Here is a 12987-nt window from a genome sequence, read left to right as displayed (position 1 = left end):
GCCGAGCGCCGCCGCGCCGCCCCGGACGGAAGACCCGGCCGGGGCGCGGTGGCACTCCTAGAAGGGGCTGAGGGTCAGCCTGATGCCCGTGGGAGCCGTGTCCTGGATGTACGAGGCGAAGTCCGCCACGTCGTCGAAGGCGAACCCGTAGGCCTTGCCGTCCTCGGTGGCCGCGTGCATCGCCTTCGCGTAGTGGTTGGTCACGTCGGCCCGGTAGAAGGCGCCGGCGTCGGTGACGGGCTGGGCGGTGCCGGACAGCAGGGTCGAGCGGTTGAAACCGGCGCCGAGCACGGCGGCGACCGGCCCCGTCGTGCCGTCGTTGGGGGCGGCGAGGGCGCCGTCGCAGAAGAGCACGTCCCGGGTGGACGGCTTGTCGAAGGCGACCGGGGCGGGACCGGTGAAGGTGAGCCTGCCGCCCCGGACCCGGCCGGTGAAGGTGCCCGCGTTCGTCGTCACCGTCAGGTCCCTGCCGGTGAGGGTGCTCCAGACCTCGTCGACGTAGGGCGCGAAGTAGTCCTTGGGGAACAGACCCGCGTCCAGCCCGTGGCCCGGGGCGATCACCCGCGTGTCGTCCACCACGAGCGGCGCGAACGCCTCGACCTTCCGGAGGGCGGCGAACGCGGCCGCCCGTCCGCCGGCGCGGACGGTGCCGGTCGTCCGGTCCGCGGCACCCGTCAGACGGATGCTCATCGGCACGCTGAACATGTCCACCATCGTGGTGTTGCAGAACATGCCGGCGGAGTTGTAGGTGAACTCGGCGCAGTCGTGCAGGACGGGGTAGTTGGGGTCCGAGGACACCCAGCCCGCCGGGTACTGCAGCGCGGCGTTGCCGTTGCCGTCCGTGACCGCCCGGAGCTTCAGCTTCTGGCCGAGGGACACGTAGATCCGGCCCGACATGTACGGCAGGGTCAGCCGGGTCTCGCCGCTGCCGGCGAGCGGGATCGCGTAGTCGGTGAACCCGTCGGCGCCGTTGTCCGACACGGCGATCGGCGCGAGCGTCCCGTCCGGGGTGACCCTGACCTGCCTGCCGTCCTGGTTGCCGACGATGTACAGGTGGACGGAGGAGTTGTCGAAGGCCCCGGTGCCGTTGACGACGGTGAGCGGGAGCCCGCCCGCCGCCGCGGCCGCGTCCTTCTTCGCGGGCTGGCCGGCGAGGGCGTGGGGAGCGATCGCGGCGAGGGCGGGGGCGGCCACGGCCGCGCCCGTGAGGGCGAAGAGGAGCTTGCGGCGTCCGACGGAACGCTGGTGACGGGGTGTCATGTGGGGGGTCTCTCCTGGTTCTCGGGCGTGCGTGGGGGCGTGGCACAACGACAGAGAGCGCTCTCGACATCGTTGCCGGGCCCTGATGCTACGCAGCGACGGCAGACGGGCCAACCGGCCCGTTTCGTACCTGCATACCCTCTGACCTGCGGTGATGCGTGGCTGTCGGGAGGGATGAGCCTCGCTTGAGCCGGGCTTAAGGCTGCTTTAAGCCCGAGGGGGCCGCGGGCCGGGCGGACGGGCAGGGTTGGCTCGTTCTCGGCTTGCGGGTTTGTTCTCGCCGATCCCGCGCATCCGGAAGAGGAACACACTTCCCGAAGCATTGTGGAGGAACAGTGGGCATCATCGCCTGGATCCTGATCGGCCTGCTGGCCGGCGCCATCGCCAAGATGCTTCTTCCGGGCAAGGACCCGGGCGGCATCATCGTCACCATGCTGATAGGTGTTGTGGGTGGGCTCCTCGGCGGCTGGCTGGGGAAGGTCATCTTCGGTGTCGACTCGATCGACGGCTTCTTCGACCTGTCGACGTGGATCGCCGCGATCATCGGCTCGCTGATCCTGCTCGTGATCTACCGGCTCGTCACCGGTGACCGGCGCTCCCACCGCCACGCCTGAGGTGCGTTGAGCAACGTCCGGCCCGACGGCCGGGCAGCCGACAAACATGTGGCCGGGCTGTCCCGAACAGTCCGGCCACACGCCTGTCCGGAGCCTTTCCCGGTGGGGCGCCCCGGGCGGCGAAGCACCGCTCCCGCCAGGGGCTCGAGGGCCAGTCGGAGCAGACCGGCGGCCTCCAGGCACTCCTCGCTGCGCCCCCGGCCGGCGCGTGGACCGGCCGGCGGGAGCGACGACGGCCCCCGGCGGGACCGCCTCGCGGACCGGTCGGCATGCGCACCGGAGACAGACGAACCGACCGGCCCGCGTGCCGGTCGGTTCGCGTTGTCCGGCACCGAGTGACGCGGCGGTGCCCGCACTGGCGCCCGCGCCGCGTCGCCGGCGACGGCGGCCTTCAGCGCCCGGAACCACTGCGGCTCGCGGGCGCAGCGGGGAGCGGCCCGCCTCGCGCCCGTCGGGCACGTACACCGACCACGCGCGGACCGGGCCGCGGGCCGCGGCAAGGGCGCGCGGCTCCTGCCCGTCCCCATGACCGGGATCGCCCGGCAGACCCTCTACGACGTCCCCGAGGCCCACGCGGGCCCGCCACGCCGTTGCACCGGCCGGCGGCGTGACCGCGGCCGCATGGTCCGGCTCGTGCGGCGAGCCGGACGGGGGCTGGTTCGCCCCGCGCCGGGGTGCGTGTCCGCGGATGTCGCCGGTCAGTCGGTGCCGCGGCTCAGGAGGCGCTCCGCCGCCGCGAGTATCTCGGTGACGCGCAGGCCGAACGCGGCGTCGCACGGGTGGGGCAGCCCGGCCCGGGCGGCGGCGAGCAGCGCGTCGGCGGCGCGGCCGAAGGCCGGGACCGCCCCTTCCGGGCTCTCGGGAAGGACCGCCACCCCTGCCTCGCCCCGCAGTTCCACCGCGACTTCCGCCGCCGCCGGGGGAGCGGTGAGGCTCAGGGTCAGCGTGCTCGACGCGCCGCCGGCATGGTCCAGGACGACGTGCACCGTGTCACCGGGACCGTGCGCGGCGGCCGCCACCCCCCGCACGTCGCCCAGGACCGGCAGCAGCACCGACAGGGCGTGCGGGCCGACGTCCCACAGGGCGCCCTTCTCCCGCCGCCACGGTGACGCCGCGAACGGGCTGTCACCGGTGAACACCGCCCCGAGCCACTGCGCCCGCGCGGTGAACCACCCCTCGCGGCCCGCCTGTTCCCTGATCCAGGCCGCCGGTCCGGGCTGGAAGCGGGTGGTGAAGAAGACGACCGAGGCGACGCCGGCCTCCCGGACGGCCTCGACGACGGCGCGCCCCTGCGGCACGGTGGCCGCGAGGGGCTTGTCGAGCAGCAGGTGGCACCCAGCGCGTGCGGCGCGCACCGCGAGGTCGGCCTGCACCTGCGGCGGCAGGGCGACGGCGACCGCGTCGACGTCTGCCAGCAGCGTGTCGACGTCGTCGTAGGCCCGGACGCCGTGCCGCTCGGCCAGGTCCTTGGCGGCATCGGGACGGCGCCCCCACACGCCGGTGAATCGCAGGTCGCCGTGCCCGCTCAGTGCGGGCGCGTGGACCGTCCGCGCCCAGGGGCCGGTGCCGAGCAGTCCGATCCGCATGCCACTGCCTCTCCGCTGTGCCGAACAGGATGACGGCCCGGGCGTCCGGGCCGGCCATGGCCGAGCGTGTCACACGAACGGGGGCGGCGGGCAACCCATACGGTGGTGCAGGTGGGTTGCCCGCCGCCCGTGACGGCTCGTGCTTCAGGCCGCCCCCCGGGCGACGGCGCGCGGTTCAGGCGGCGCGCCGCCGCCCGTGGGCGGACTCCGCGCCCCGGCCGGCCCGGGCCGGAAGGCCGTCGCCGGCCGGGGCGTCCCGGCGGCCGCCGGGTATCAGGCGCAGATGCCCGCGGCGCCCGGCATGCCTGCGCCGCGCGGGGGTGGCGCCGAGCATCCGGTCCTCCAGCCGGTCCATGACCAGCAGCAGCAGGGACACGAGCGGCAGCAGCAGAACAGCGACGAAGACCACGGCATCCCCTCAATCCGACACACGGTGCGGGTGCTCCGCACACCACCGCCCATGAGCCCGGCCACGTGAAGAATCGGTGACGATCGGGCCTCCGGACGGCCGGACGGGCCGAACCCGGCCCGGAGACCGGTGATTTCGCCGGTGCACGGGGGCGGGACTCCCGCCGACAGTGGCACCGCCAGCCCAACGGCGGCGCCCGTCGGTGAGGCCCTCGCACGCCTCGCGCATCCCCAGGTGGGCCAGTTCCCCGCCGGCGCCCCGCCACGACCGAGAGGACGACTCGTCGTGCCGCACCCCACACCCCGCGCCGTCTCCCCGGCCCTCCGCCCGTCAGGTGCCGCCCGCCGCAGGGCGAACCGGGTCACCGGCGCCCTGACGGCGATCGCCGCGGCGCTCGCGCTCACCGGCCCCGGCGCTCGCGCGGCCGACAACCCGTACGAGCGCGGACCGACGCCCACCAACGCCGGCATCGAGGCGGCCCGCGGGCCCTACGCCGTCTCCCAGCAGACCGTCCCCTCCCTCGCGGTGACGGACTTCGGCGGCGGAACCGTCCACTACGCGGGCCGGCGCGCACGGCGCGGAGCGTGGGCGCGGTGCCCGCGGTGCTCCCAAACGCCGCCCGGCTGCTGGGCGGCGACCTGAAGAAGGCCTGCGAGGACGGCAGTCTCGCCCGGGAGGCCGTGGTCAGGGCGCACCGGTCCCAGGACCACGTCGACACCGGCCTCGGCACACCGCAGGACTTCTCCGACGTCTCGCGCCCCGCGAGCCTGGAGACCTACGTCCTCACGCCCGCCCGCAGGGCGGTCGGCGGTCTGGTGCGCGTGGAGGACGCGCACCGGGCACCGGGCGCGGAGGAGTACCTGGCCGCCCGCTGACCGCCCGGCCGGCACGACCGGGAGACACGGACCTCGGCCGCCGACCTGCTGAACTAGCCTATGGCATATGCCAATTGAGGCTCGGCACGTGGGCGGCTGAGGTTTTTCCGTGAAGGACCGGACAGAAGGTGCGAGTGGCCCGCGGTGTTCCCCGGTTGGGTCCGGGGCTGGTTCGCCACGCTGTACTGTTCGTCGTGCCAGCCCAGTTGGCGCGGTGACCATGGCGGAATCTGGGGGATCGATGGAGAACCAGCTGTCCACGAACATCGACGAGAGTGTGCCGACGGCCGCACGGATGTATGACTACTACCTGGGCGGCAAGGACAACTACGCGGCCGACCGCGCGGCGGTGGAAGAGCTCGACAAGGTCGTCCCCAGCACCCGGCGGCTGGCGCTCAACAACCGCCGCTTCCTGCAGCGGGCGGTCAGGACGCTGGCCCAGGAGTACGGGATCCGGCAGTTCCTCGACCACGGCTCGGGCCTGCCCACCCAGGACAACGTCCACCAGGTCGCCCAGCGCATCGACCCCACCACGCACGTGGTGTACGTCGACAACGACCCGATGGTCCTGGTGCACGGCCGGGCGCTGCTGCAGCAGGACGAGCGCACCGCCGTCATCCACGCGGACCTGCGGAACACCGAGGAGATCTTCTCGCACCCGGACACCCAGCGGCTGATCGACTTCTCGGAGCCGGTGGCCGTGCTGTTCAACTCGGTGTTCCACTGCATCCCGGACAGCGAGACCGACGGCCCGCCGGCGGTCGTCCGCCGGGTCCGCGAACGGCTGGCGCCCGGCAGCCTGATGCTGATGTGCCAGCTGGTCAGCGAGGACCCGGAGGTACGTGCCTCCGTCACCGACTTCATGGCGCAGGCCACCCAGGGGAACTGGGGCCGGGTCCGTCAGGAGAAGGACGTCGCGGGCTGGTTCGACGGCCTGGAGATTCTCGAACCGGGTCTGGTGGAGGTGTCCACCTGGCGTCCGGACACGGAGGTGGCGCCGCGTCAGCTCACTTACGAGTGGGTCGAGTTCGGAGGCATCGGCCTGGTCCGCTAGGCCCTGTCTGACCATTCGCGTCTGCCGCGCGACGCCATGCACGGACTCTCGCCGCACCGGCCCCAGACCCGAGTACGTCCAGTACGAGGGCCTGGGGCCGGCACGCCGAGAGCACGCACCTGGCGCCGCGCGGCCGCCCTTCGGGCGACGACGCGCATGGTCAGACGGGACCTGGCGCGGGCCGCCACGGCGAACGCCCCTCGCAACGGACACCGGCGGTGTTCCCGTGAGGGGCGTTCTTCGTGCGCGTGCGACAAAGGCGGCGCACGGAAAGGGGAGAGAGGAGGAGCCGCCGGCGCCGTCACGGCGTGGCGTAGCGGTCCTCCACCGTCTTGCGCAGCAGCGCCAGCGTCTCCTGCGGCGTGAGCGCCTCGTCGGCCAGGCGGTCCAGGGCGATCCGGTACTCCTCCGTCTCGTCCCGGTCCTCGAGGAAGTTGGCGCTTCTGATGTGCTCGAGGTAGACGACGTCCGGCAGGTCGAGCCCGCCGAAGCGGAGGTACGTGATCGGGATGCCGGGCGCGGAGGCGTTCGTGACGTCCAGCGGGACGACCTGCACGGTCACGTTGGGCCGCTCCGCCATCTTGATGAGATGGGCGAGCTGGTCCCGCATCACCTCACGACTGCCCAGGACGCGCAGCAGAATCGACTCGTCGAGCACGGCCCACAGCTGCGGAGCGTCCGCGCGCGTCACCAGCTCCGCACGGCGGGTGCGCAGTTCGACCCGCCGCTGCACCTCGCCGGCCGACGCGGTCGGCAGCCCCCGCTCCACCACCGCACGGGTGTAGGCGGGGGTCTGCAGCAGGCCCGGCACGTACTGGATCTCGAAGGTGCGAATGGCGGCGGCCGCCTCCTGCAGGCCGACCAGCCGGTCGAACCACTCAGGCATCAGCCGCTTGTCGTAGCGCTGCCACCAGCCGGGCTCGCCCGCGCGGCGCAGCAGCTTCAGCAGGACCGAGGACTCGTAGTCGTCGGTGCCGTACAGCTCCAGCAGCGCGCGGACGTCGTCCTCCGCCGGGGGCCGGCGGCCCTTGCCCGACTCGATGCGCGAGAGCTTCGCGGCACTGAACCCCAGCGCACGCGCGGCCTGGTCCTGGGACATGCCGGCGTCCTCGCGGAAACCCGCCAGCTGGACGCCGACCAGCATCTTCAGCAGTGTGGGCGCCGGTTCGGGGCGGTCCAGGTAGGGTTCGAGTCGGGAGATGCGATGCGGCTCGGCGGACATCCTGACTCCCAGTAGACCGGCAGACGTGAGGTTTACACTATGGCACGGCCCTGCCCGGAACGGCATCCGGCCGAGTGAGTCGGCAGGCCGCCTTCCCCTTCACAGCAGATGGTCGAACTCGCCGTCCTTGGCGCCCGCGAGGAACGCGGCCACCTCCGCGGGGGTGTACACCAGCGCGGGGCCGTCGGGGTCACGGGAGTTGCGCAGTGCTATGCCGCCGTCGACGAGTGAGGCGACCTCGACGCAGTTGCCCTCGGCGTTGCTGTGGCGGCTCTTCATCCAGCGGGCGTCCAGCGAACTGGCCCGCACTCCGTTCTGCACTGGTGACACCGCGTTCTCCTTGCTGTTCACGTTGCCCGGACGTACGGGGTGGGGGGCCGGCGGCTCCGGGCCGGGCCCCACCCCCTCCCGCGCACTTTCGCGGGAAATTTCGCGTGCAATTGCACACGAGGGCTTTCAGCGTGGATAATAGCCGCGGCGTCAACCCCCCGGTGGGCGCCGTTCGGTGACGTCGCATCAGGGAGATGCCGTGCCCTCACCTGCGAGCCGGGAGCTCGGAACGCTGAGCGCAGCCGCGTCGTGGACGGACGGGGCGGTGGTGCCCGACGTGATCACGGGAAGAGCGCCGGCCGCGGCGCCGCCCGCGTCGTCCCGCCCGGAGTGGGACGTGGTCACCGGCGCGATCGCCTCCGTGGCGCTGCGCGTCGAGTGCGGGCGCGAGGGGTTCGCGCGGGCACGGGCGTTCACCCACGAGACCCTGAGCCAGTGGTCGCTCGGCCACCGGGGTGACGACGCCGCCCTCGTCGTCACCGAGCTGGCCGCAAACGCCGCGACGCACGCGGTGCCGTTCGCCCCGGCGGCCGGCGCGGACGTCTGGCTGGGGCTCGCCCTGGGCCGGGCGCACGTGATGCTCACCGTCTTCGACCCCTGCGACAACCGTCCCGTGCCCGCGGCCGCGGCCCGCTCCGAGTTCGAGGAGCACGGCCGGGGCCTGTGCATCGTCGACGCCCTGGCCGAGGAGTGGGGCTGGGCCCCGCGCCCCCCGTGGGGCAAGACCGTCTGGGCGAAGTTGTCCACCCGTCCCTCCCACTGACCGCCGCGGAAAGGCCCGACGCCATGCGCACCGCACCGACGGAGCAGCCGAGTCCCCAGCGCACCGACCGCGACACACCGGCGAGCCGGACGGCCGCCACCACGCCGCTCGCCGGGCTGGACCAAGTGCCCTGGCACGACATCAAGGACTCCACCGGCTCGGCGGCCGCCATTCCCCGACTGCTCGGCGACGTGGCGCGGGGGGACGCCGCGACCGCGCGGGCGGCCCTCGACGATCTGCGGAAACGCATCTGCCAGTACGGCTTCGTCGTAGAACAGGCGACCGCCGCCACCGTCCCCTTCCTGTGGGAACTCGCCCAGTCGCCCCGCGTGACCTGCCGGCCCCAGATCGTCAAGCTGCTCAAGAACATCGCCGACGCCCGGCAGTGGGAGAGCGTCGCCACCGTCTACCCCAAGCTCCTCAACCACCGTGAGAACCACGTGGTGTGGGAACGCAGGGCACGGCAGGCGGTCCGCGCCCGCCGCGGAGCCCTGCGCACGCTGCTGGCGGAGGTGCGGGTGCGGGAGGCCGACAGGGAGCTCGCGCAGGCCACGACCGAGCTCGCCGACACCCTCGCGGAGTGACGCCCCGGGTGCCGGGCGGGCCCCACCCGGGTCTCCGGTCCCGGACGCCCCGTAGGCATCCCCCCTTGACCTTGAGTAGTCCTGCCGACAACGGGAAAGCGCTTGCCCCGCTCGGTCGCGCCGGGGGACCGCACGAGGAACTGCTGCGCCGGGGCGGGGCGTACACGGCCCTGCACCCGGGACAGGTGGCCCTGAGGGCGGCCGGCTCGGACGCCTGACGGTGCGAGCCACCGCGAACGGGCCCTTCTCCGCTCCGGCCCGGTCGCGCCGGCCTCTCCCTACGACTGGGCCGACCGCGGGGGAGCGGGCAGCGCCCAGCGGATCCCGGAGGTCACCGCCCGGCCGAGCGGCCGTACGCACAGTCCCTCGGCCGGCGGGAGCCGGGGCAGCCACAGCTCCCGCGAGGCCCAGACCGGCAGCAGCGAGACGGCGTTGGCGGCGATGACGCCGTACGGCAGCCGTGCGAGGAGCGGCACGGGCGGGTCGAGCAGCAGGAACCGGGCCGTGCTGCGGGCCGGGCCGGTTCCGCGCAGCTCCCCGCGGTAGGCGGCCAGGCGCTCCGCCAGTTCCGCCCGGGTCACCGGGGGGTCCGGCACACCGAGCTCGGCGGCGATCCGTGCCATGTCCGCCACGTAGCCGTCGCACCCGTCGTCGTCCAGCGGCCGCGCACCGTAGCGCTGGTGGGCGCGCAGGAAGCTGTCGACCTCGGCGACGTGCACCCAGCCCAGCAGATACGGATCGGAGGCGTGATAGGCCAGGCCGTCGGGCGTGGTGCCGCGCACCGCCTCGTGGATCGCCCGCACCCTGGTGCACGTCTCCCGGGCGCTGTCGGCCGGGCCGTAGGTGGTGACCGCGAGGAACGTGCTCGTCCGCTGCAACCGCCCCCAGGGGTCCCCGCGGAACCCCGAGTGCGCGTCGACCGCGGCCATGGCCAGCGGGTGCAGCGACTGCAGGAGCAGGGCCGACAGGCCGCCGATGAACATCGAGGCGTCCCCGTGCACCCGGCGGACCGGCCGGTCCGGCCCGAACCAGCGGGGACCGGGGGTGCCGTGGATCCGGGCGCGCTTGTCCGGGGCGTCCGGCCCCGCCACCCGGGACAGGATCTCGTGGGCGAGGCGATCGCGCAGCATCCGCCCGTCCGCCGGGAGAAGTCTCATGGCACTGCCTCCTGCCACTCCCGTGCCGGCCGGCGCCGTGGCCGGTGTCCTGGCATTCCGACTGCCCCCGCCCACCGGAGGGAGTCCTTCCGGCGCCGCCGCGGCCGGGTGCCTCTTGCCCGGTTCTTGGCAGTATGCCGGACAACGCCTATATTGCGGGGTACCTCTGCCGGGTCGGGCGGCGCCGTGGGAGCGCCGCGGACGGAAGCTGCCCGGACGACGAGCGGCTCGGTGTTGCAGCGGAGGTCTTCCGGTGAACTGGTGTCCGACGGATCCGGCCGCGGACTGGCGCGAGCGCGGGGCGTGCCGCTTCGAGGATCCCGAACTCTTCTTCCCGCTCGGCGACGGCGGACTGTCCCTGCGGCAGACGGAACAGGCGCGCGCGGTGTGCCGCCGGTGCCCCGTGCTGCGCGAGTGCCGGGCGTTCGCCCTGCGCAATCGTGAAGGTGACGGGATCTGGGGCGGCATGACCGCGACGGAGCGCCGCCGCGTCCTGGCGTCGCGCGGAACCTGGAACCCCGACGCCTGACGTGGCTGGAACGGCCCGTGCCGAGCGCGGCGGAATCCGCCGGACACCGGCACTATTTCGACAATCGTGTGTCGGGATGCGTGGCGGATGCATGGCACGGCGTGCCGGGGGCATACGGAGCAAAACTCGAGAGAGGGGCGCTCCGTGCTGGTTCCGGACCCGAAGGCCGTCAGGACGTTGCTGACTCGGTACGCATCGCTGAAGATCGCTCAGGCGGAGAGGGAGAGGGAAGAGACGGCTCGGGAGCTCGACGACGTCAGTTACACGCTGTGCGTCATGATGGGCACCAACCGGCTCGACGACGCGATCGCCAAGGCGGACGCGCTGCTCGTCGCCTCCGGGCGGATGGCGGGCGTCGCCGCCGACCCGGACGGGGAGAGCGGACTGTCGCTGGCCGTGTGACCCCCGGGACGGCGGCCGGGGCGTCCGGCGGCACGGAGTGCCGGGCTGCGGCACCCACGGTGATAACGATTCGGCCACGAACATTTTCGGCCGCCGTCCCGATCACGGCGCCACCGTGCGGCGGCCCGGGCCGTCCTCGACGTCCCGCGGAGCGGGGCGGGCCAGCCACTCGGCGATGGTGCCGGCGATCGGCTGGCCGGTGTCCACCTCGATGAATCCGAACTGGCCCGACTGGTTGCACTCGAGAAACCACCACGTCCCGTCGGCGTCCTCCGCGAAGTCGAAGGCGCCGTACGCGAGCTGGGCGCCGCCCATGTAGGCGCGCACGGCCTCGGCCAGCCGCGGCGGGACCTCCACCGGGCGCCAGGGGCCGCCCGAGGCGGCGAAACGGACGTCGACCTCCTCGGGGTCGGCGTCCGCGGGGGTCGCCTTCCGCGCGGCCAGCATCGTCTCGCCGACGACGGTCAGCCGGACGTCGGCGCGCTTGGCGACCCGGCGCTGCAGCAGGGTGGGGCCGTAGGCGACGGCCCCGAAGTCGGCGTCCGGGGCGACGCGGCTGGTCGGCACCGCCCGGGGCGGCTCCTGGGGATGCGCGCCCGAGACCGGTTTGACCACCAGGTCCGGGAAGCGTTCCGCGAACTCCCGGGCGGCCTGCGGGAAGGTCGTGACCAGGGTGGCCGGCACGGGCAGACCGCTGTGCTGGGCGAGCCGCAGCTGCCAGGGCTTGTGGCGGGCGCGGTGGGCCGCGTCCGGGTGGTTCATCCAGCGCGCGTCGCAGCTGCGCAGCATGCCGTAGAGCGCCTGCGCCGACTCCTCGCCGAGCCAGGCCGACGGCTGGGCCGCCCGGGCGGCCGGAACCCCGGGCCGGCGCACCCAGACGGACCGCAGGCTGCTCAGGCTCACCAGCCGGCCCCCGGACGACAGGTGGCCGCGGAAGGATCCGTGCACCCACTCGCCCGAGAGCGCGACGCCCGCCGTCAGATCGGCCGGGTCCAGCCGGACCACGGGGACGCCGGACGCGTTCAGGCGCATCACCACCATGTCCGCCGTCACGTCCTCCTCACCGGTGAGGATCAGTACCGTCATCGTCGCGGGCCGTGGTCAGTCGTCGAAGTGCGTCTTGGAGCCCGCCGTGGAGGTCGTGGTGCCCAGTTCCCTCAGCAGGGCGTGGTCGGACGCGGCGATCCGCCCGTCCAGGAGGACGTTCAACTGCAGTCCGCAGTCGTAGGCGTACGGCGTGGTGTTCTCGCATTCCACAGCAGGACGTGCGTAGTTGAGCGCAAACGGTTGCATCGTCTCTCCCCTGTCGGTGCAGCCCCGATCAAGCGGTGGTCACCCTTGCGGCGTCGCTTGGCCCGCTGGCTTCGGTTCGTTTCCCCAGACTTATACGAATCGAACGGGTGGTTGGTTTCCTTACGGAGCGTAGTCACCGGGGCCGGGCTGCCCACGACGGCCGAAACGCAGCGGTCCCCGCGCCGGACCGGGCAGTTGTCCGCCGGCGGAGCCGCGCAGGCTGCGCAGTGCGAGAAGCAGGACGCCGATGTCGTCCAGGTACACCGGGTCGGGCACCAGGTCGGCCGGCAGGACCAGGTAGAGGACGGCCCCCCAGAACACCCAGCGTGGTCCCGTCGGGAGCCCCGCCCGGCGCAGGTTCCGCCGGGTGCGGACCAGCCGCACCAGCAGGCCCACGGCCACGGCGAGGAGGACGGCCGCGACCACCGCGGCGACGACCAGCACCTTCGTGGTGGAGTCCACGGTCCGCCCCCGCATTCCTCTGTGCCGCCGGACGACGTTCGCCCCTCTTCGGATGCCCGGTCGCCGTGCGCGTATGGCCGCCGAACGGGGAACGGGCGGGCCTCTGCCGGGTGAGGACTCGGGGCGGGGCGGTACGGACGCGTGCGGCGGGGAGCGGCGGGGCGGCACCCGGCCGACGCCCGTCCGGGAGCGGCGGCCGGCGTCCGGCGGTGAGCGGCGGGCCGGCGAGCGACCGCCAGCGGGCGGAAGGCCGCTTCGGACGCCGGGCCCTTCGGACGCCGCCGGGGGCGCTCCGTACGCCCGTGCGGGGGAGGGGGCGCCGCATGCCGCACGGGGAGGGATTGCGTCGCGCGCCTCGCGAAGGAGTGGCGGCGCCGCGCCGCACTGCGGGAAGGGGCTGCGCCCTGTGCCGTGCCACGGGACCGAGCCTTGCACCGGGCGTTGGCG

16 protein-coding genes and 3 pseudogenes are annotated in these 12987 nt (G+C 73.7%); 9 read left to right on the top strand and 10 right to left on the bottom strand.

Annotated features, from left to right (window positions below):
- Positions 1 to 57 precede the first annotated feature (57 nt).
- A complete protein-coding gene (locus ABZ920_RS13760) occupies positions 58 to 1260 on the bottom strand; it encodes a beta-1,3-glucanase family protein (RefSeq protein ID WP_361503060.1) in 1203 nt (400 codons plus the stop codon).
- 335 nt (positions 1261 to 1595) lie between these two features.
- Between ABZ920_RS13760 and ABZ920_RS13755 the strand changes: the two genes are divergently transcribed.
- Entirely contained in the window at positions 1596 to 1874 is a 279-nt protein-coding gene (locus ABZ920_RS13755; RefSeq protein WP_361503057.1) for a GlsB/YeaQ/YmgE family stress response membrane protein, read from the top strand.
- Between the two features lie 365 nt (positions 1875 to 2239).
- On the opposite strand, the pseudogene ABZ920_RS13750 reads toward ABZ920_RS13755, so the two are convergent.
- The 3 genes and pseudogenes from ABZ920_RS13750 to ABZ920_RS13740 all read right to left on the bottom strand — a co-directional run.
- Positions 2240 to 2484 (bottom strand): annotated as a pseudogene (locus ABZ920_RS13750) (exodeoxyribonuclease III); the annotation flags it as partial.
- An 88-nt stretch (positions 2485 to 2572) separates the two neighbouring features.
- On the bottom strand, positions 2573 to 3460 hold the full coding sequence (locus ABZ920_RS13745; RefSeq protein WP_361503054.1) for a Gfo/Idh/MocA family oxidoreductase: 888 nt from the start codon (positions 3458 to 3460) through the stop codon (positions 2573 to 2575).
- Positions 3461 to 3635: 175 nt separating this feature from the next.
- Positions 3636 to 3869 (bottom strand): hypothetical protein, encoded by a 234-nt coding sequence (locus ABZ920_RS13740; RefSeq protein ID WP_361503051.1) that lies wholly within the window; start codon positions 3867 to 3869, stop codon positions 3636 to 3638.
- Positions 3870 to 4154: 285 nt separating this feature from the next.
- On the opposite strand from ABZ920_RS13740, the pseudogene ABZ920_RS13735 reads away from it, so the two are divergent.
- From ABZ920_RS13735 to ABZ920_RS13725, 3 genes and pseudogenes are all read left to right on the top strand, one after another.
- Positions 4155 to 4427: pseudogene (locus ABZ920_RS13735) on the top strand (alpha/beta hydrolase); the annotation flags it as partial.
- 53 nt (positions 4428 to 4480) lie between these two features.
- Positions 4481 to 4744, top strand: a pseudogene (locus ABZ920_RS13730) (ABC transporter substrate-binding protein); the annotation flags it as partial.
- Between the two features lie 241 nt (positions 4745 to 4985).
- On the top strand, positions 4986 to 5798 hold the full coding sequence (locus tag ABZ920_RS13725; protein ID WP_361503049.1) for an SAM-dependent methyltransferase: 813 nt from the start codon (positions 4986 to 4988) through the stop codon (positions 5796 to 5798).
- 301 nt (positions 5799 to 6099) lie between these two features.
- Here the strand turns inward: ABZ920_RS13725 and ABZ920_RS13720 are convergent, their stop codons facing one another.
- Positions 6100 to 7020: a helix-turn-helix transcriptional regulator gene (locus tag ABZ920_RS13720; RefSeq protein WP_361503046.1), complete on the bottom strand. Its 921-nt coding sequence runs from the start codon at positions 7018 to 7020 to the stop codon at positions 6100 to 6102.
- A 99-nt stretch (positions 7021 to 7119) separates the two neighbouring features.
- Complete coding sequence (locus tag ABZ920_RS13715; RefSeq protein WP_361503043.1) at positions 7120 to 7350, bottom strand: DUF397 domain-containing protein; 231 nt, start codon at positions 7348 to 7350, stop codon at positions 7120 to 7122.
- Between the two features lie 337 nt (positions 7351 to 7687).
- Between ABZ920_RS13715 and ABZ920_RS13710 the strand changes: the two genes are divergently transcribed.
- The 3 genes from ABZ920_RS13710 to ABZ920_RS13700 all read left to right on the top strand — a co-directional run bounded on the left by ABZ920_RS13710 (position 7688) and on the right by ABZ920_RS13700 (position 8915).
- Complete coding sequence (locus ABZ920_RS13710) at positions 7688 to 8113, top strand: ATP-binding protein (RefSeq protein ID WP_361503134.1); 426 nt, start codon at positions 7688 to 7690, stop codon at positions 8111 to 8113.
- A gap of 23 nt (positions 8114 to 8136) precedes the next feature.
- On the top strand, positions 8137 to 8697 hold the full coding sequence (locus ABZ920_RS13705) for a hypothetical protein (protein ID WP_361503040.1): 561 nt from the start codon (positions 8137 to 8139) through the stop codon (positions 8695 to 8697).
- Positions 8698 to 8768: 71 nt separating this feature from the next.
- Entirely contained in the window at positions 8769 to 8915 is a 147-nt protein-coding gene (locus ABZ920_RS13700; protein WP_361503037.1) for a hypothetical protein, read from the top strand.
- Between the two features lie 60 nt (positions 8916 to 8975).
- Here the strand turns inward: ABZ920_RS13700 and ABZ920_RS13695 are convergent, their stop codons facing one another.
- On the bottom strand, positions 8976 to 9854 hold the full coding sequence (locus tag ABZ920_RS13695) for an oxygenase MpaB family protein (RefSeq protein WP_361503034.1): 879 nt from the start codon (positions 9852 to 9854) through the stop codon (positions 8976 to 8978).
- A gap of 253 nt (positions 9855 to 10107) precedes the next feature.
- Between ABZ920_RS13695 and ABZ920_RS13690 the strand changes: the two genes are divergently transcribed.
- Positions 10108 to 10383 carry a WhiB family transcriptional regulator gene (locus tag ABZ920_RS13690; RefSeq protein WP_361503031.1) on the top strand — a complete coding sequence of 92 codons (276 nt, stop codon included), beginning with the start codon at positions 10108 to 10110 and terminating at the stop codon, positions 10381 to 10383.
- A gap of 144 nt (positions 10384 to 10527) precedes the next feature.
- Positions 10528 to 10785 carry a DUF5133 domain-containing protein gene (locus ABZ920_RS13685; protein ID WP_361503028.1) on the top strand — a complete coding sequence of 86 codons (258 nt, stop codon included), beginning with the start codon at positions 10528 to 10530 and terminating at the stop codon, positions 10783 to 10785.
- Between the two features lie 102 nt (positions 10786 to 10887).
- Here the strand turns inward: ABZ920_RS13685 and tgmB are convergent, their stop codons facing one another.
- The 3 genes from tgmB to ABZ920_RS13670 form a co-directional block, all read right to left on the bottom strand.
- Positions 10888 to 11871, bottom strand: coding sequence for an ATP-grasp ribosomal peptide maturase (gene tgmB, locus ABZ920_RS13680; protein ID WP_361503025.1), 984 nt, complete (start codon positions 11869 to 11871; stop codon positions 10888 to 10890).
- Positions 11872 to 11886: 15 nt separating this feature from the next.
- Complete coding sequence (gene tgmA / locus ABZ920_RS13675; RefSeq protein ID WP_361503022.1) at positions 11887 to 12078, bottom strand: putative ATP-grasp-modified RiPP; 192 nt, start codon at positions 12076 to 12078, stop codon at positions 11887 to 11889.
- Between the two features lie 120 nt (positions 12079 to 12198).
- Entirely contained in the window at positions 12199 to 12540 is a 342-nt protein-coding gene (locus ABZ920_RS13670) for a YkvA family protein (RefSeq protein WP_361503019.1), read from the bottom strand.
- Positions 12541 to 12987: the final 447 nt, after the last annotated feature.

This window comes from Streptomyces sp. NPDC046831, assembly GCF_040645305.1.
Taxonomy (GTDB): domain Bacteria; phylum Actinomycetota; class Actinomycetes; order Streptomycetales; family Streptomycetaceae; genus Streptomyces.
The sequence above is the reverse complement of the archived record's forward strand: the minus strand, read 5'-3'. Positions and strand labels throughout refer to the sequence as shown.